Here is a 17,532-nt window from a genome sequence, read left to right as displayed (position 1 = left end):
GGCCGATCGGGTCGTCAGTTGGCCGAGTCGAAGTAGGCCTGAGCGCCCGGGCAGGTCTCGATGAACTCGATGTCGGCTGCGGTCGCCGGGTCCAGCTCCTCGGCCGCGGGGTGCACGGTCAGCAGCTGTTCCTTGTTCTCGAAGATGGTCCGGGTGATGTCCTCCTGCAGGCTCTCGTCCATGTCCGTGCGGACGACGAGGATGTTGGGCGAGACCACGTTGGGCACGTCCTCGTCCTGGCCCTCGTAGGTGCCGGCCGGGATGTCATCGGCGAAGTAGTAGTCCCCGTACTCCTCCGCCAGCTCGTCGGCGTACTCACCCGTGTCGAGCAGCACCAGCTCCTCGGAGCTGGCCAGGTCGACGATGGCGCCGGTGGGCAGACCGCCCGACCACGCGCCGGCGTCCACCGTGCCGTCCTGGATGGCGGCGACGGTCTCTGCGACGCCGAGCTGCACCCGCTCGATGTCGGCCTGCGGGTCCACGCCGGCCGCCTGCATGATGCGGTCGGCGGTGACCTCGGAGGCCGAGCCGACGGCTCCGGGCGAGACACGCTTGCCCTTCAGGTCCTCCACCGAGGTGATGCCGGTGTCGGCGGTCGTGAAGAAGTGGACGTAGTTGTTGTAGATGTTGCCCAGGGAGCAGACGTCCAGCGGCTCCTCGAACGTGTTCTCGCCGGCGACGGCGTCGGCGACGACGTCGCCGAGGGCGAACACCATCTGAGCCTGGCCGGACTCCAGCAGCAGCATGTTGTCGACCGACGCGTTGGTCTCCTGAACGGTGACCGTCACTCCCGGCAGCTCGGCGCTGAGGAGGTTCGCGATGCCGCCGCCGTACGGGTAGTACACGCCGCCGGTACCACCCGTGGCGAACGTGAGGTTCTCGTTGCGCTCCTCGGCGGCGGTCTCGCCCCCACCGCCGCCGCCGCCGTCGGGCTCGTCCCCACCACAGGCGGTGAGGACCATGCTCGCGGCGAGGCCCGCGGCGAGGAACAGACGGGGTCGCCGTCCAGAGGCAGTGATCGAACCGGAGGTCATGGTCGGCCTTCCTGGCGAAACCGTCCAGGCGGGAGGGCCGTGCCACCTGCGCGTCGATCCACCGCACACCGTGCCACCACCCCGCAGGCCCGATCCGGGCTACAGGTGAACTGGTGATCGGAGTGAAGCACCTCACAATCTGCGGTGTCTACTGTTTACGATCTTGCGAGCCATGACGATTCGTCGCGACGGCGCGGAGGGTGGTGCACGGTGGTCGATGCTGAGCGTCTGGGACGAGGCGGACGAGGATCTCCGCCAGGGAGTGCCAGCTCAGCAGATGGCCGCCCGCACGGCCCGGTTCCACCGCGTGGTGCTCGCCGAGGCGATGCGCCTGCACATCGCATCGCCATGTCCCGCGACGCGTACCTCGAGGCACGAAGAGCGGAGGGGCCGGACCGCGTGCTGGCCTCGGGGCCGGAGGCGTCCCACGGCGTGGCACCGCCCCGCGGGGCGCCCTGATCGACGCCTGACCCGTTCACGTCCAGGCGCGCTTCGACGAGGAGGACCATGTCCGACAACCCGGTGGTGCTGGTGACCGGCGCGTCGAGCGGCATCGGCCGGGCGTGCGTCGAGGCCTTCCTCGCGCAGGGCGCCCGGGTGATCGCAGCCGCCCGCCGCACCGACCGGCTGGAGGAACTCGTCGCCGGCCGGGAGGAATCGGTCCTGCCGGTGCCCATGGACGTCCGCGACCGCGAGGACGTCCGTTCCGCCCTCGCGGCCCTGCCGGCCGAATGGGCGCCGATCGATGTGCTGGTGAACAACGCGGGGCTGGCCGCCGGCCGCGGTCCGATCCAGACCGACGACCCGGACGACTGGGATCGGATGCTGGACACGAACGTCCGCGGCCTGCTCAACGTCTCCGGGTGCGTCCTCCCCGGAATGGTCGAGCGCGGCTCCGGCCACGTGATCAACATCGGCTCGAACGCCGGTCGCGAGGTCTATCCGGGTGGCGCGGTCTACTGCGCCACGAAGGCGGCCGTCGAACGGATCACCCGGGGCATGCGCATGGACGTGCTGGGCAGCGGGGTGCGGATCAGCCAGGTGGACCCAGGCATGGTGGAAACCGAGTTCTCCCTCGTCCGCTTCGACGGCGACGAGGCCGCCGCGAACGCCGTGTACGAGGGGCTCACGCCGCTCCGGCCGAGCGACATCGCCGATGTGGTCACCTGGATCGCCGGCCGGCCTCCACACGTGGTGATCGCCGACGTGCTCGTCTACCCCGTCGACCAGGCCGGCTCCGGCAAGGTCGCACGCAGGAAGGGATGACTCCGCGCTGAACACCGGGGCCGGCAGCGACGCGCGGGCCCGGGCGGCCGCCTGGCGCCGTCGGGACTTCCCCGGCTGGCGCATGGTCTGGGCGCTGTCGGTCACCGAGACCGTCGCCTACGGGGTCCTCTACTACTCGTTCGCGGTGTTCCTGGTCCCCATGCGGGAAGCGTTCGACGCCAGCACCGCGCAACTGTCGGCTGCGCTGACCCTCGCCATGGCGCTCACCGGCCTCGGCGCGGTCGTCGTGGGTCGCTGGCTGGACCGGTACGGGGCGCGCTGGGTGATGACGGCGGGCAGCCTGCTCGGCGCCGCATCGGTGGTCGCCTGGTCGCAGGCGCGGGACCTGGTCCAGCTCTACCTCGCCTTCGTCGGCGTGGGGCTGGCCAGCGCGGCGGTGCTGTACGAGCCCGCGTACGCGGTGATCAACACCTGGTTCCGACGCGACCGGCACAAGGCGTTGCTGACCCTCACGGTGGTCGCGGGGTTCGCCTCCACGATCTTCCTGCCGACCTCGCAGCTGCTCATCGACGGCGTGGGATGGCGGACGGCGCTGCTGCTGCTGGCCGGGATCCTCGCGGCCTGCGCCCTGCCGCACGCCCTCCTGCTCCGCCGCTCGCCCGCCGACCTCGGCACGGTCCCCGACGGTCGGCCCGACGAGCTCCCCGAGGAGCCGCCGGCCACGTCCGAACCGGTCGCCACGGAATCGCCGGAGGACGGTGCCGACCGCGGAGCCGGTGGTGCGTGGCGTCGGCCGGCCGTGCGCTGGCTGACGCTGGCCACGGCGCTGGAGATGCTCGCGAACGCCGCCGTCGCGGTGCACCTGGTCGCGTATCTGCTCGAACGCGGCACCCCGCCCGGGCTGGCCGCGGTGGCCGCGGGCGGACTGGGCGCCCTGTCGGTGGCGGGTCGCGTGGTCCTGACCGTCCTCGCCGCGCGTGCGGGCATCGGCCGGGTCACCGCACTGATGGTGACCGGACAGGCGATCGGGGTCGGCCTGCTGTTCCTCCTGCCGCAGCCGGCCGCCACCGTCGTGTTCGTGCTGCTCTTCGGCGCGGGCTTCGGCGTCATCCACATCGCCCGCCCGGCGCTGCTCGGCACCTATGTCCCGCCGTCGGTGTTCGCCACCGTGTCGGGGCATCAGGCCCTGGCGGGCCAGGCCGGCCGGGTGGTCGCGCCGGTCACCGTCGGCGCCCTGATCACCGGACTGGGGTACGGCGCGGCCTTCGCCGCCATCGCGGCGTGCACGCTGGCCGCGGCTGCGCTGCTGCTGGCCTCGGAGCGGGCCGCGAAAGCGGTCTGAGGCTCAGGCAGGCGGGCCCGACTGCGGCTCGCCGACGGGGTGGTGCGGTCGTCCCGTCGCGGCCCTGATCGCCTCGTCGTCCAGGCCTGCCGCGCTCAGGACGTCCACGGTGTGCCGGCCGAGGCTCGGGGCCGCGGGTAACGGTGCGGCGCCCGTGCGGGAGAAGGTCCACGGAAGCCGGGTCTGCACGAGCGGGCCCTCGGTCGGGTGCTCGACGTCCTCGAACAGGCCGACGGCGGCGAGGTGCTCGTCGGCGAAGAGGTCCTCGACGGAGTTCACGGGCATCGACGGGACGGCGTTCTTCCGCAACACCTCCAGCCATTCAGCGGTCGTGCGCCGGGCGAGCTCCTCCTCGACCAGCCGGTAGAGCTCGTCGATCCGCTCGGTCCGGCCGCGGATGCTGCGCAGCTGCGGGTCGTCGGCGAGGTCGGGACGGTCGATCAACCGGAAGAAGGTCCGCCAGTGCCCGTCGGTGTAGAGCAGGACCGAGATCATCCCGTCAGCGGTGCGGTAGGGCTTCCGGTAGGGGGACGCCGTCCGCGCGTACCCGGTGCCACCCGTTCGCCCCGCGTACACCCGGCCCCCCTGCTGCTCCATGAGCAGGAAGGTGGCCATCGACTCGAACATCGGCACCTCGACGGCCTGGCCGCATCCCGAGACCGACCGTTCGTGCACGGCCGCCAGGATCGCGGCGAGCGCCATGACACCCACGGTCTTGTCGACGACCTGCGTGCGCACGTACTCCGGCTCGCCGCTGCCCCCCTGCACGGCGGCGAGGCCGCAGACCCCCTGCACGACGTCGTCGTAGGCCGGCTCGTGCCGGTAGCCGCCGCCCGAGCCGTAGCCGACCGCGTGGCAGTACACGACGCGGGGATTACGGGCGAGCACGGTGGCGGGGTCGATCCGCAGCTTCGTCATCGCGCCGGGCCGCATGTTGTGGAGGAAGACGTCCGCGTCGTCGATCAGCAGATCCAGAGCCTCCCGTCCTGCCGGCGCGACGAGGTCCAGGACGACGGACTCCTTGCCCCGGTTGAAGTTCAGGAACGTGGGTCCCAGGCCCGTGTGCCGCTCGTCGGCGACGTACCGGATGATGTCGCCCTCCGGCGGCTCCACCTTGATCACACGGGCGCCCATCTGCGCGAGCAGCAGAGCGCAGTACGGCCCCAGGAACGTCGACGTCAGGTCGAGCACCGTGAGGCCGGCCAGCGGGCCACGGGGCGCCCCCACCGATCACACGACCCGGGTGATGGCCGGCCAGAGACCGTCCGGCCCGTCGGCGAGCAGCCCGCCCGCGAGCACGCGCGACCACGCGAGATCGCTGCCGGCCTCGTCCCGCCATGACCACAAGCGCCGCGTCAGGTGGTGCAGCTTGTGCTCCTGCGTGAACCCGATCGCGCCGTGCACCTGGTGCGCCAGCCTGGCGACCACCTCGACGGCGGCACCCGCCCTGACCTTGGCCGCGGCGGCGGCGAGCACGACGTTCTCGCCGCGGTCGAGCGCCTGGACGGCGGCGTCGGTCAGTGCCGTCACCGCGGTCACCTCGCCGGCCATCTCGGCCAGCTCCATCTGGATCGCCTGGAACCTGCCCAGCGGCCTGCCGAACTGGTGGCGCTCCCCCGCGTACTGCACCGTCCACGCCAGCACCTGCTCCGATGCCGCGGCCAGCTGCACGGCGCGCGCCAGCGCGTACCGCGCCCGCACCTCGCCGGCCTGCGCCTCGGTCAGCAGGGACCCGCTCGCCGGCGCCTCGTCCAGCACCAGCGACCCGCGTGGCTCACCGGCGAGGTTGAAGGCATCGGTGGCCGGCAGCCCCGAGGCGTCGATCAGCGCCAGCACCGCGCCCTCGATCCCTGCCGGGGCGGGCGCCAGGACGACGACGTGCGCGGCCACCCCCGCCCATGCGACGTCGGTGACCGTGCCGGTCAGCGTGAACCGCCCCGGACCGTCGCCGTTGTCGACCGGGTGCACGGTCACCGCATCGGCGACCGCGAACGTCATCGGCTGCTCCGGCGACGGCACGTCCAGGTCGGCCGCCAGCAGCGCCGGACCCGCCACCAGCAGCTGCTCGGCCACCGGCACCGCCCCGGCGCCCCGGGCCACAGTGGCCACGATGGCCACGGCGTCGGCCAGCTCGCCGCCCGAGCCGCCGGCCTCCTCCGGAAGCCCGACGCCGGTCAGCCCGGCCTCGGCCAGCGCGCCCCAAAGCCCGGCGTCCCACCGCCGCTCCGCGGTCAGCGCGAACGGCTCGAAGCCGCTGAGGATGTCCCGGACGGTCTCGACCACCAGGTCCTGGTCGCTCATCGCAGCTCTCCCCGGCTCGACTCCGCGCTCGTTCCGCTCCTCGCTCGTTCCTCGCTGCGATGCTCGCTCGCTGTCGTCATCGCAGCCCCAGCCCGCGCGCCACGATCCCTCGCAGGATCTCGTTGGTCCCGCCCCGCAGCGTGTATCCCGGCGCGTGCAGCTGCGCCTCCGCCAATGCCCGGCCCAGCGGATCGGGTGACTCCAGGGACGGCGTCACATCGACCACCCGCCGGATCTCCTCGATCACGTCCCCCTCGAACGTCGTCCCCACGTCCTTGACCAACGCTGCCGGGATGTTCGGCAGCTCGCCCCGGTCGAGCGCAGCCGCTATCCGTAGCGACATCTGGCGCAACGCCAGGATGCGGGCGGAGAGCCGGCCCAGTGTCGCCACGGCGGCGGGGTCACCGGTCTCGGCCACCCGCCGGCCGAACTCGGCGACAAGTGGATATGTCGACAGGAAGCGCTCCGGGCCCGATCGCTCGAACGCGAGCTCGGCGGTCACCTGGTGCCACCCGTTGCCCTCCTCGCCGAGCAGCATGTCACCGGGGACGACGACGTCCTCGAACACGACCTCGTTGAAGTGGTGCCCGCCGTCGAGGATGCGGATCGGGTTGATCGTGATGCCCGGCAGCGACAGGTCGATCAGCAGCTGGGACAGCCCGGCGTGCCGGTTCGAGGAGTCCGACGGCGAGGTGCGCACGAGCACGATCCCGTAGTGCGAATGATGCGCGTTCGACGTCCACACCTTGGCGCCGTTGACCACCCAGTCACCCGCCTCGTCGCGCACCGCCCGGGTGCGGATCGAGGCGAGGTCGGAGCCGGAGTCGGGCTCGCTCATCCCGATGACGAAGAAGCACTCTCCCGCGGCGATGCGGGGGAGGATCTCCTGCCGCTGTTTCTCGGTGCCGTAGGCGAGCAGGTTCGGGCCGGACTGCCGGTCGGCGATCCAGTGCGCCGCGACCGGGGCGCCGGCGGCGAGCAGCTCCTCGGTGACGGCGTAGCGCTCCATCGCCGAACGCTCGTGCCCCCCGTACTCCTTCGGCCAGGTCATGCCGAGCCAGCCGCGTTCGCCGAGCTTCTTCGAGAAGGCCGGGTCGACGCCGGACAGCCAGGTGTCCACGTGCGTCTGGAAGCTGCCGGCGGCCAGCTCGGCGGCGAGGAACTCGCGGACCTCCGCCCGCACCTGCTCGGCGGCCTCGGACGCCGGCGCGGGCGCCAGCGTCAAGGAGTTGCTGCTCATGAGACTCCCCACGTCGATGTGGCCGTGCTCAGGTCGGTTCTACCCGTCCGAGGTCCAGAAGCGCACGGGGGGGCCGGGATACTCCGCCGCCATGGACGTCTGCGCCGCCTGCGGCTACGACCATGCGGCCCTCCCCCGCCCGGCTCTGGCGGCGTCCCTCGCGCTCGGCGCGGCACAGCACGCCGCACGGCTGACCGCCGCCGCCGACGCGCTCCGCCGCCGGCCGGCTCCGGACGTGTGGTCACCGCTGGAGTACGCCTGCCACGTCCGCGACGTGCTCGCTGTCCAGCGCGACCGGATCCTCCGGACCCAGGCCGAGGACCAGCCGGTGTTCGCGCCGATGAACCGTGACCGGCGCGCCGTCGACGAGGCCTACGACGACCAGGACCCCGCCCGGGTCGCCGAGCAACTCCACTCGGCCGGGGCAGCGATCGCCGAGCTGCTCGACGGCCTGGACGACACCGGGTGGGCGCGCACCGGCGTCTACAACTACCCCGCGACCGCCGTTCGCGACGTCGACTGGCCGGCCCGGCACACGCTGCACGAGGTCGGCCACCACCTGATGGACGCCGACCGCGGGCTGGGTGCCGCCGGCTGACCCGGCTCAGCGCTCGGAGCCGTCCTCCTCCGACGAGCCCCGGGTGAGCTGGCGGAACTCGGTGACGACGTCGGTGGCGACCGCACCGAGGGAGTTCAGCGCCCCCGTGACCAGCCGCCGCACGCCGTTCATGTCGAGCCCGAGGCCGGCGCCGAGGCCGGCCGCGACATCCATCCCGCGCAGCTCGCCGAGTGAGCCCTCCCGGTCCGCCAGCTCCGGTGACCAGCGCATCGCGTCGCCGGACATCGACCAGTCACCGGTCGCGCCATCGATGGAAGTCGCTATGGGGTTCGAGGAAGAGTCCATGGCCGCCTCCAGTGCAGGGGTCCACTGTCATGGTCACCCCATCCGCGGGATGGCGGAAGAGCCCGATTCAGGCCAGCCGGGTCAGTGCCAGGAGCGCGATGTCGTCGGCACGGTGCGCGCCGGTGAGGTCGGCCAGGAGCCGGTCGCACAGCTCGTCGGGGTCCGAGGTCCCCGCGCCGGCCGCGGCAGCCAGGAGGTGGGAGAGCCCCTCGTCGAGGTCGGCGGACCGGCTCTCCACCAGTCCGTCGGTGAACAGCAGCAGCGTCGCCCCGGCGGGCAGCACCCCGGCCCACTCCAGTGCCGGAGCCGGAGCGGGCGGCGCCCCCAGCATCCGGCTGGGCGTCACCGGCAGTAACTCCGCGTGGCCCTCGGTCAGCAGCAGCGGCGGCAGGTGCCCCGCCGAGGCGATCCGCAACTGACCGGTCGCCGGGTCCAGCGACGCGAACAGCGCCGTCGCCATCCGCTGCAGGCCGAGCAGTGACCAACTGGCCTGCAGCCGGTCGATGATCGCGCTCGGGGCCGGCCGGTCCACGAGCAGCGCCCGGTACACCGAGTTGAGCTGCCCCATCGTGGCTGCAGCCGTGATGTCGTGGCCGACCACGTCGCCGACCGCCAGCGCCACGTGGTCGTTCGGCAGCCGGACGACGTCGTAGAAGTCGCCGCCCACCTCCACCCCGTGCGTCGCAGCCAGGTAGCGCACCGCCGTCGTCAACCCGGGCAGCTCCGGCGGCTCCGGCGGGAGCAGGTTCGCCTGCAGGGTGTGGGACGTGAGGACGTCGAGCTCGTAGCGCTGGGCCTTGGCGACGACCAGCGCCACCTGGAGTCCGAGCTGCTCGGCGACCTCGACGTCGGCCTCGGTGAACGCCCCGCGCCGACGGTCGGCGCACAGCGTCACCACCCCGAGGCGGCGGCCGTCCGCGATCAGCGGGACAGCGACGATGCCGGCGAGGTCGAGGCTCTGCGCGACCTCGGCGTGCCGGTCGTCGGAGGCGATCGAGGAGACGAAGTCCGGATCCAGCGACCGCACCCACTGCGTGCGGCCCTCCCGCAGGGCCCGCACGCTGGGATGGCTGTCCCGGCGCGTGGTCAGCGGCCGGTCCCGCACCTCGTCGGCCAGGTGTTGCAGCCGTGGATCGCGGTGCCGCGCCGCCGGCCGGGTGAACCCCTGCTCGGAGACGAGATCGATGACGCACAGGTCGGCGAGCCGCTCCACCGCCAGAGTGGCCAGCCGCTCCACCGTCTCGGTCACGTCCGCGGCCTCGGCCAGCAGTCGGGCGGCCTCCAGCAGGAACGCAGCGCGCTGGGCCTGCCGGGCGGTCTCCTCCTGCAGCCGCGCCCGCTCGAGGGCCTGCCCCGCCTGCCGGCCGAGGGTCCGCAGGAGGTCGACGTCGGCCGGTGCACTGCCGGGCAGCACGTCGGGCTGGTCCAGGTTGATCAGCTCGTTCTCACCCATGCCCCCGATGCCCAGCACCAGCGCACCGAGCCGGCGACTGTCGGCCGACACGGGCACGATCACGAGCGCCGTCAGCCCGGCGTCGGCCATCGCGGCCGCGACCGCCGGCTGCACCGACCGCATCCGGTCGTCGAGCGGAACGATCCGAACCCCCTGGGCCAGTTCCAGGGTCAGCTGCCCGCTGGCCGCCTCGCGAAGCGCCTGCAGCAACGCCTCCGGCAGACCCTCCACCCGGACCGGTCGCAGGGCCGGGACCGACCCCGCGTTGGCGGGGTTCCCTTCGACCAGCACCAGCGCGGCGCCGGCCGCGTGCAGCACGGCCCGGCTGCGCTCCACGATCACCCTCGCGACGTCGTCGACGGACATGGCGGCTGCGAGGTCGGACACCACCCGCTGCACCGTCCGCGACCGGGCCTCGGACTCCTCCGCCGCCCGCTGCGCGGCCAGCAGCTCGCGCTCGTAGCGCCGCCGCGCGGTCGCCTCGAACAGGGTCGCCCGCACCAGCACCGGCGCGCCGTCGTCGTCCCGGAGTTCCACGGCGTTGAGCAGGCACGGCAGCAGCGAGCCGTCGACGCGGACGACGTCCAGCGCGATCTCGCGGACGGCCCCCTGCATCCGCAGCAGCGGGGCGAGGTGGGTCTCGTGGAACACCCGCCCGCCGACGCTGAGCAGGTCCTGGAACCGGGTGCCGATCAGCTCGCCGGGGGTTCGGCCCGTCCACGCGCAGAACGTGCGGTTGACCTTGACGATCCGCCCGTCGGGCAGCGTGGAGAGGTAGCCCATCGGCGCGTTCTCGTAGAGGTCGGCCGGGTCCTCCTCGAGCAGGCGGCCGAGCTGCGCGCGCGGATCGTGGCCCGGGTTGCCGATGGGGTCCGTGCCGCTCACCCCGTCAGGAAGGCGCGTATGGCGGCCGTGGTCTCTTCGGGCGCGCTCAGATGCGGCACGTGCCCGGTGGCCCTCAGCTGCGTGAACCTGCTGCCGGGGATGCTCGCGTGGACGAACCGGCCGACCACCTCGGGCGCGATGACGTCCTCGCTGCACTGCAGCACCAGGGTCGGCACGGTGACGTCCGGGAGGTCGGTGCGGTTGTCGGACAGGAACGTCACGCGAGCGAACTGACGGGCGATGTAGGGATCGGTGCGGCAGAAGCTGTTGGTCAGCTCCTCGGCCAGCTCCGGGTGGTCCGGATTCCCCATGATCACCGGAGCCATCTGAGCCGACCAGCCCAGGTGGTTGGCATCCAGCGCGTCGAGCAGGCCGGCGATGTCGGTCCGGCTGAAGCCGCCCACGTAGTCACCGTCGTCGATGTACCGGGGGTTCGGTCCGACCATGACCAGCGCCCCGAACAGCTCGGGGGCCTGCTTCCAGGCCAGGACGCCGATCATCGCGCTGACCGAGTGCCCGACCAGGACGACGTCGGTGAGCGCCAGCTCCCGGCAGATCTCCACGATGTCCGTGGCGTAGCCGCGCAGCGAGCCGTACTTGTCGGGGTCGTACGCGGACAGGTCGGAGTTGCCCGACCCCACCAGATCGAGGAGGACGATGCGGTGGTCGACCTCGAAGTCCGGCACCACGAACCGCCACATGGCCTGGTCGCAGCCGAACCCGTGGACGAAGACGATGGGCCGGCCGCCGACCACGCCGCTGACGCGGACGCAGTTGCGCTCGAACACGGTGGCCACCGGTCGACCCTAGGCGACGTGCGGCACGGTGTCGTGGTGCCGTCCCCCCGGAACGGTGCTGAGCCGGCCGGACACGGGCGGAGACGACGCGCCGCGCCGCGAGCGCGACGGCCCGCCGGCCGTACCCGGAAACCCCTGTCGCACCTACTCCGGCTGCTCCTACCCTGCCCGCAACCGCCCGGCAGGACCGCCGGTGCGCCGGCACGACCGCCGAACGAGGTGCCCCATGACCGCCACCGCGGTCCGTCCGACGAGCCTGATCCCCGCTCCCCGCGCCGCCGCCGACGACACCGTCCCGCTCCCCGCAGGCCCTGCCTCGACCGCCTGCCGAGCCGTCGCCTACCAGCGGGTGCTGCACCAGCTGGTGCGGCGTGAGCTCGGCCTGCTCGCCGACCTCGGCAGCTGGGCGCCGGCCGACGAGGAGGAGCGCAGCGCAGCCCTGGCTGGGCACGCCGAGCTGATCAGCCGTGTCCTCCTGCACCACCACACCGTGGAGCGGGAGGCGGTGTGGCCGGCGCTGCTGCGCGCCGTCCCCGCCGCCCGGAACGCGGTGGAGGCCTGGACGGCCCGCTGCGCGCGGGTCGACCACATGCTGCGTGACGTCGTCACCGCTGCTCGGCAGTGGCAGGTCGCCGGCACCGTCCCCGCCCGGGACGCTTTCGCGTCAGCCTGCCGGGCCCTGGCCGAGGCGGTCGAGGTCCAGACCGCCGAGGAGGAGCGCACGCTGCTGCCGCTGCTCGGGGAGCACCTGGCAGCGGCTGACTGGGCCGCCATCGCGGCGTCGTCGCACTGCCGGCTGTCCGGTCCCGAGCAGCTGTTCGTGCTGGGGCTGGCGCTGGAGGACTCCTGCGCCGGCGATCGGGTCCGCCTGCTGGAGGGCCTGCCATGGTCGGTCCGCACGGCGTGGCGGGTGTACGGCGCCCGGCGCTACCGGGCTGCGGTGGTCCGCCTGCGCGGTGCTCCACCGGCCGCCTGAGGCGGGACCCACGGGCGACTCAGTAACGGGACGTCCCGCAGTCGCGACAGCGCTTGCGGGCCGAAGCCGTCACGCCCTGGCAGTTGTCGCAGATCCAGGTCGTCCGTTCGGTGGTCGTGCTCATGGTCGACTCCCCCTCCGTGGGACTCACCCCAGCCCTCGTGCCGAGGCCCGTCGACGACGGTAGGCAGCGGCCGTGACGAGAACGTGTCGCCACGATTGCGGTCAGGGGACCGATGAGTTCCGGCCCACCGGCCGGCCGTTCGAGGAACCGTGGCCGCTCGATCGCTGGCCCGCCGTTCCCACCCGGGTGGTGGCCGGCCGCGAGGACCGGCTGTTCCCGCTCGAATTCCAGCGGAAGATCGCAGCGGTTCGGCTGGGCCTGGACGTCGACGCGGTGCCCGGCGGGCACTGCCTGGCGCTGAGTCGCCCGGCCGAGCTCGCCGACCGGCTGGAGAGCTACCTCGGATCGAGGTAGGCCACCCCGCTGTCGAGGTCGATCCGCGTCCCGGGCGGGGCGCCGTCCTCGACGTCGTCCCGGCACATCTCCCGAACCCGCTGCTCCTCGAGGTCCACGGCCTTGCCCGGGATCAGCGCCGCGGAGAAGACGTCCATGCCACGGGCGGACAGGGCGTGCCGCTCACGACCGTGCAGCCGGCTGCGGCGGCCCAGGCGCGACCGGGCATGCTCGAGCGCCGCCAGGACGACCAGGAGGATCATCAGTCCCGGCATCGTCAGCGCGAACAGCGCACCCGCACCCCTGCGGGGACCCAAGCGCGGGAACGTAACGCGACGGCGCCCGCGCGTGGCACAATAGAGAATTGCCGTGAATTGCGGCGATGAATTGATCTACAACCATTCCAGCAGGAAGAGAAAAGCTTGTCGACGGTTCGGCCCGAGGTCGCCCCTGCGGCCGATCTGGCGGTGGAACAGCGCTACGTGGGCGGCCTCTACACGCGACTGGACGATCTCCGGGCGCGCACCGTGCGGCGGCTCGAGGAGCAGCTCGCCCTCGTCCCGCACAACCCGCAGGCCATCGGTGAGCGCGAGGCACAGGTCGAGCTGCACACCCAGCGGATCGTTGCCCTGGACGCCGCGGAGAGCGGCCTGTGCTTCGGCCGGCTCGACCGCCACGACGCCGACGTGCCGCGCTACATCGGCCGGATCGGGCTGTCGTCGGAGGACGGCGACGAGGAGCCGCTGCTGGTCGACTGGCGTGCTCCCGCCGCGCAGCCCTTCTACACGGCCACTCCCCTGCACGACCTCGGCGTGCGACGCCGGCGGCACATCCGCACCCGCGGGCGGACGGTCGTCTCGATCGCCGACGAGACCCTCGACCTCGACGATCCGGACGTGGCCGAGCGGTCGGGCCTGGCCGGCGAGTCGGTCCTGCTGGCGGCACTGAACGCCACGCGAACCGGCCGCATGACCGACATCGTCCGCACCATCCAGGCCGAGCAGGACCGGATCATCCGGGCCGATTCCCGCGGGGTGGTCGTCGTCCAGGGTGGTCCCGGCACCGGGAAGACCGCCGTCGCGCTGCACCGCGCCGCCTACCTGCTCTACACCCACCGCGAGCGACTGGCCCGGAGCGGACTGCTGGTCGTCGGCCCGACCCCCACCTTCCTGCGCTACATCGCCGACGTCCTCCCCTCCCTCGGCGAGACCGGCGTGGTGCTGGCCGACCTCGGCGGACTGCGCCCGGGCCTGCAGGCGCGGGCCTCCGAGCGACCGGAGGTGGCGGAGGTGAAGGGCCGGCTGGCGATGGCCGACGTCGTCGCGGCCGCCGTCCGCAACCGGCAGGCCGTCCTCGACCGGCCGGTCGAGCTGGACATCGACGGCACCCGGCTGCGCTTCACCAAGGCCGACGCCGCCCGCATCCGCTCCCGCGCCCGCAGCGCCTCGCGGCTGCACAACGAGGCGCGCCCCGCCGCGGCCCGCGCGGTGATCGACCTGGTGGCCCGCAAGTACGCCGACAAGCTCGGCGAGAACGTGCTCGGCGAGGCGAACCTCCTCGGCCGGGACGACGTCGCCGCGCTGCGCCGCGAGGTGGCCGCCGAGCCCGCCGTCCACCGGCTGGTCGACCGGCTGTGGCCCCGGCTCACCGCCGAACGGCTGCTCGCCGACCTCCTCGCCTCGCCGGAGCAGCTGGCCACGGCCTCCCCGGGCTGGAGCGACGCGGACCGGGCGCTGCTGCGCCGGCCGCCGTCGTCGCCGTGGACGCCCGCCGACGTCCCGCTGCTCGACGAGGCCGACGAGCTGCTCGGCGTCGACGACTCGGCGCAGCGCTCGGCCACCCGCCGGGAGGAGCAGCGTCGGCTGCGGCACGCCCAGGAGACCCTGGACCTCCTGCACGGCTCCCGTTCCCAGGACAGCGAGACCGCGGAGGAGTCGGAGGAGCTCAGCGCCGGCGACCTGCTCGACGCCGAGAGCCTGGCCGAGCGCCAGCAGGCCGCCGACACCCGCAGCACCGCCGAGCGGGCCGCCGCCGACCGCACCTGGACCTACGGGCACGTGATCGTCGACGAGGCGCAGGAGCTCTCCGCGATGGCGTGGCGGCTGCTCCTGCGGCGGTGCCCGACGCGGTCGATGACCGTTGTCGGCGACGTCGCCCAGACCAGCTCGGCAGCGGGGGCCTCCAGCTGGGCAGAGGTGCTGACCCCGCACGTCGGCCGGCACTGGCGGCTGGAGGAGCTCACCGTCAACTACCGCACGCCGGCCGAGATCATGGCGGTGGCCGACGAGGTGCTGGCCCGCAGCGGCTCCGGCGGGACGGCGGCCCAGGCGGTGCGCTCCACCGGCGAGCGGCCCTGGTCGCAGCGGGCGCCCGAGGCCGACCTCGCCGGCGTCGTCGCCGAGGCGGCCGCGGAGTTCGACAAGGAGGACGGCACGCTTGCCGTCGTCGTCCCCCGTCGCCGGCTGGACGCCATCGCCGATGCCGTTCGTGCCCGACTGCCCGGGGCCGCCACGGATGGCGACCTGACCACGGGGCCCGTCGTCCTTCCCCCGGAGGCAGTGAAGGGGCTGGAGTTCGACTCGGTCCTCGTGGCCGACCCGTCCGGGATCGTCGAGGAGGGAGTCCGGGGGCACAACGACCTCTACGTGGCACTCACCCGGGCGACGCAGCGGCTCGGCGTCGTCCATCCCGGGGACCTGCCCGCCGCACTCTCCGGGCTGGAGGCGCGCAGCTAGCTTCGGCCGCGCACGCCGCCTCGGCGAGGCGACATCAGAGGGCGAGCCGCCGGTTCCACCAGCCCGGACGCCGGAGCGCCAGCCGCCGCAGCCGCTCGTGCTCGACGTGCTGGACCCGTACCAGCGCCGGGACCAGGAGCAGCGGGGCGAGACCGGCCCACCGCGGAGCCGCCCGGTTCTCCCTCAGCAGCGCGACAGCCGAGGCCACGCCCCCGGCGTAGATGATCGGGTTGTACCAGCGCATGAGCTCAGGCCCGAGCCCCTCGCAGTCAATCAGCCACGGCAGCCCCACCCGGGTGCGCCGCCGCGGCCACCCGGCCAGGTGCCCCACGACGGCGGCCAGGCCGGCGCCGTTGACCAGGGCCAGGGTGGTGTCCCGCGACGGGGATCCCGCGGCCTGCTGCACCGCTCCCGTCGCCGCAGCCCAGAAGGCAGCCGCGGGGACCGGCCCCAGCACGGAGGCGAACGGCATCCCGACGCCGGCGCCCAGCTCGAAGAACACGTGCCCGGCCAGGGCGGCACTGGCCAGCCGGGTCCAGGGACGACGCACCGCCCTCATCCGGGGCGCTGTTCCTGCACGCGGTCGTCGGGCCCGGCGGTGCCCCCGTCCGGCGGCCGGTCGTCGCCGTCCGCTGCCGACCCGCCGTGCCCCAGCCGGCGCAGCAGCGCCACGACTTCCTGCGCCGCGGTGGACCGCGAGTCCGACTGCACCGCCGTGGCCGTCTGCTGCAGTGCGTCGGCCAGGTCGCACTCCTCCTCGTCGAGGAGACCGCGGTAGGCCGGGTCGAGGAGATAGCCGGTCGGCGGCGTCGACAGGCACCCGATCAGGTCGAGCAGGACCTCGAGCCGCCGGGCCGCCTCGGCGGACGAGCTGTCCGCCCCACCCATCGCGACGGTCTCCACGTCCCGCTCCCACAGGCGCGCGCGGGCCCCGTCCTCGCGCAGGGCGAGCACCGTGCCGTTGCGCCGTCCCGACGCGGAGCCCTGCAGCTGGAGGGCGCTGCGCACCTGGTGGGCGATCCGGATGAGGTCGTCGTCGAGCATCGAGGTGCCCACGAACAGCACGTGCCGGGTCAGCAGCAGCGAGTGCAGAACCCCGGCCAGCGCCGCCCGGGTGTCGCCGAACTGCAGGTACTCCTCACGGGTCAGGACGACGCTGTCGGGATGCGCCGCGTCCCCGTGCAGCTTCAGCAGCCACGGCGAACCGGGGGCGGCCTCCTCGAACGGGAGCACCCGCACCCGCCGGCCGATGTCGGCGGCAGCCTGCTCCACCAGCGGGTCGTAGTTGGTCGTCACGAACTCCTGGACCGGCAGGTCGGCGATCAGCGCGTGCGCCAGCGCGTAGGAACCGGGGCCGAACCGCTCCTTGACGAACGCCTCCAGCCGTTCGCGGCCCAGCTCTCGGGCGAGCAGCGCCGCGGAGTCCTGCGGGGGCAGCCGGGACAGCCCGTCGCGGAGCTCACCGGCCAGCCCCGAGGCCTCGGCCAGCTCGTCGACCAGCTGCTCCCAGGTGGGCAGCCCAGCCGCCGCGCTCACCCCGGCGCCGAAGAAGACCGCCAGTTGCCCGCGGCGGGCCTTCTCGCCGAGTTGCTCGGCCAGCACCCGGAGGTCGTCGGGCAGGTCCCATCCCGTGTCCTCGCCGCGGCGCACCCGCTGCGCGGCGGCGAGGTCACTGGTTCCGCGCAGCACCAGCGCGACGTCGAACCCGTGCTCTGCCGCTGCCTCGCGGAGCACCGGCAGCAGCTGCTGGAGGAGGGCGCCACGCTGCCCGGCCGCGCCACCCCAGCCGGTGCCCAGGGCCGGCAGTCCGACCAGCCGGCGGGCCCGGCCGTGCGCGGGACGCGGCACGTCCCGCCGCGCGACGGCCGCCAGCGCCTGCCGGGCCCCGTCCAGCAGCCAGGGCAGGCTCCCGTGGCCATCGGGGCCGCTGTCGGCGACGGTGTCGACGAGCCACACCCGCCGGTCACCGTCCCCGGGCACCTCGAGCACCCGCTCGTCCCCGGACCACTCCAGCCCGACGCAGGCTCCGTCCGCGACGTGCCCGGTGACGACCCCGGACGGCAGCAGCGGGCACCAGCCCGGCGCCACCCGCAGCGTCCGGTCGGTCGGAACCAGGACGTCGTCGCACGACAGCCGCGTCAGGTCCGCGCCGACGACGAAGACGTGACCACTCACGCCCGG

16 protein-coding genes are annotated in these 17,532 nt (G+C 73.6%); 6 read left to right on the top strand and 10 right to left on the bottom strand.

The genetic code is table 11. The features are described from left to right. Positions 1–14 precede the first annotated feature (14 nt). A complete protein-coding gene (locus CHB94_RS12450) occupies positions 15–1,034 on the bottom strand; it encodes a TAXI family TRAP transporter solute-binding subunit (RefSeq protein WP_089336885.1) in 1,020 nt (339 codons plus the stop codon). A gap of 507 nt (positions 1,035–1,541) precedes the next feature. On the opposite strand from CHB94_RS12450, the gene CHB94_RS12445 reads away from it, so the two are divergent. Then, a complete protein-coding gene (locus tag CHB94_RS12445; protein ID WP_089336884.1) occupies positions 1,542–2,300 on the top strand; it encodes an SDR family NAD(P)-dependent oxidoreductase in 759 nt (252 codons plus the stop codon). 82 nt (positions 2,301–2,382) lie between these two features. Next, a complete protein-coding gene (locus tag CHB94_RS12440; protein WP_089336883.1) occupies positions 2,383–3,603 on the top strand; it encodes an MFS transporter in 1,221 nt (406 codons plus the stop codon). Positions 3,604–3,606: 3 nt separating this feature from the next. Here CHB94_RS12440 and CHB94_RS12435 read toward each other — a convergent pair whose 3' ends face one another. The 3 genes from CHB94_RS12435 to CHB94_RS12425 all read right to left on the bottom strand — a co-directional run bounded on the left by CHB94_RS12435 (position 3,607) and on the right by CHB94_RS12425 (position 7,144). Next, positions 3,607–4,830 (bottom strand): CaiB/BaiF CoA transferase family protein, encoded by a 1,224-nt coding sequence (locus tag CHB94_RS12435; RefSeq protein ID WP_089336882.1) that lies wholly within the window; start codon positions 4,828–4,830, stop codon positions 3,607–3,609. A gap of 3 nt (positions 4,831–4,833) precedes the next feature. Then, on the bottom strand, positions 4,834–5,904 hold the full coding sequence (locus CHB94_RS12430; protein ID WP_089336881.1) for an acyl-CoA dehydrogenase family protein: 1,071 nt from the start codon (positions 5,902–5,904) through the stop codon (positions 4,834–4,836). Between the two features lie 76 nt (positions 5,905–5,980). Beyond that, positions 5,981–7,144, bottom strand: a complete 1,164-nt coding sequence (locus CHB94_RS12425; RefSeq protein ID WP_089336880.1) for an acyl-CoA dehydrogenase family protein — start codon at positions 7,142–7,144, stop codon at positions 5,981–5,983. On the opposite strand from CHB94_RS12425, the gene CHB94_RS12420 reads away from it, so the two are divergent. Then, the gene (locus tag CHB94_RS12420) at positions 7,143–7,742 is read left to right on the top strand and encodes a DinB family protein (RefSeq protein ID WP_089336879.1); all 600 of its coding nucleotides are present in this window, start codon (positions 7,143–7,145) and stop codon (positions 7,740–7,742) included. The two genes, CHB94_RS12425 and CHB94_RS12420, sit on opposite strands and share 2 nt — an antisense overlap. A gap of 6 nt (positions 7,743–7,748) precedes the next feature. Here CHB94_RS12420 and CHB94_RS12415 read toward each other — a convergent pair whose 3' ends face one another. The 3 genes from CHB94_RS12415 to CHB94_RS12405 form a co-directional block, all read right to left on the bottom strand. Further along, positions 7,749–8,048 (bottom strand): hypothetical protein, encoded by a 300-nt coding sequence (locus tag CHB94_RS12415; RefSeq protein ID WP_089336878.1) that lies wholly within the window; start codon positions 8,046–8,048, stop codon positions 7,749–7,751. A gap of 67 nt (positions 8,049–8,115) precedes the next feature. After that, positions 8,116–10,386, bottom strand: coding sequence for a SpoIIE family protein phosphatase (locus CHB94_RS12410; RefSeq protein ID WP_254920600.1), 2,271 nt, complete (start codon positions 10,384–10,386; stop codon positions 8,116–8,118). After that, the gene (locus CHB94_RS12405) at positions 10,383–11,183 is read right to left on the bottom strand and encodes an alpha/beta fold hydrolase (protein ID WP_176445537.1); all 801 of its coding nucleotides are present in this window, start codon (positions 11,181–11,183) and stop codon (positions 10,383–10,385) included. The genes CHB94_RS12410 and CHB94_RS12405 overlap by 4 nt, the downstream gene beginning before the upstream one ends. A 226-nt stretch (positions 11,184–11,409) precedes the next feature. Between CHB94_RS12405 and CHB94_RS12400 the strand changes: the two genes are divergently transcribed. Further along, complete coding sequence (locus CHB94_RS12400; protein WP_089336877.1) at positions 11,410–12,159, top strand: hemerythrin domain-containing protein; 750 nt, start codon at positions 11,410–11,412, stop codon at positions 12,157–12,159. Between the two features lie 196 nt (positions 12,160–12,355). After that, the gene (locus CHB94_RS12395) at positions 12,356–12,637 is read left to right on the top strand and encodes an alpha/beta fold hydrolase (RefSeq protein ID WP_176445536.1); all 282 of its coding nucleotides are present in this window, start codon (positions 12,356–12,358) and stop codon (positions 12,635–12,637) included. Here the strand turns inward: CHB94_RS12395 and CHB94_RS12390 are convergent. Next, on the bottom strand, positions 12,619–12,933 hold the full coding sequence (locus CHB94_RS12390) for a DUF6191 domain-containing protein (protein WP_141137480.1): 315 nt from the start codon (positions 12,931–12,933) through the stop codon (positions 12,619–12,621). The two genes, CHB94_RS12395 and CHB94_RS12390, sit on opposite strands and share 19 nt — an antisense overlap. A 105-nt stretch (positions 12,934–13,038) precedes the next feature. Here CHB94_RS12390 and CHB94_RS12385 point away from each other — a divergent pair, with 105 nt between their 5' ends. Then, on the top strand, positions 13,039–15,351 hold the full coding sequence (locus CHB94_RS12385) for a HelD family protein (protein ID WP_254920599.1): 2,313 nt from the start codon (positions 13,039–13,041) through the stop codon (positions 15,349–15,351). A 34-nt stretch (positions 15,352–15,385) separates the two neighbouring features. Here the strand turns inward: CHB94_RS12385 and CHB94_RS12380 are convergent, their stop codons facing one another. Both CHB94_RS12380 and CHB94_RS12375 read right to left on the bottom strand, forming a co-directional pair. Continuing rightward, positions 15,386–15,901 carry a hypothetical protein gene (locus tag CHB94_RS12380; RefSeq protein ID WP_089336875.1) on the bottom strand — a complete coding sequence of 172 codons (516 nt, stop codon included), beginning with the start codon at positions 15,899–15,901 and terminating at the stop codon, positions 15,386–15,388. A gap of 5 nt (positions 15,902–15,906) precedes the next feature. Further along, positions 15,907–17,526, bottom strand: a complete 1,620-nt coding sequence (locus CHB94_RS12375) for an SIR2 family NAD-dependent protein deacylase (protein WP_089336874.1) — start codon at positions 17,524–17,526, stop codon at positions 15,907–15,909. Positions 17,527–17,532: the final 6 nt, after the last annotated feature.

Source organism: Blastococcus mobilis, from assembly GCF_900188025.1.
Lineage (GTDB): Bacteria > Actinomycetota > Actinomycetes > Mycobacteriales > Geodermatophilaceae > Blastococcus_B > Blastococcus_B mobilis.
The sequence above is the reverse complement of the archived record's forward strand: the minus strand, read 5'-3'. Positions and strand labels throughout refer to the sequence as shown.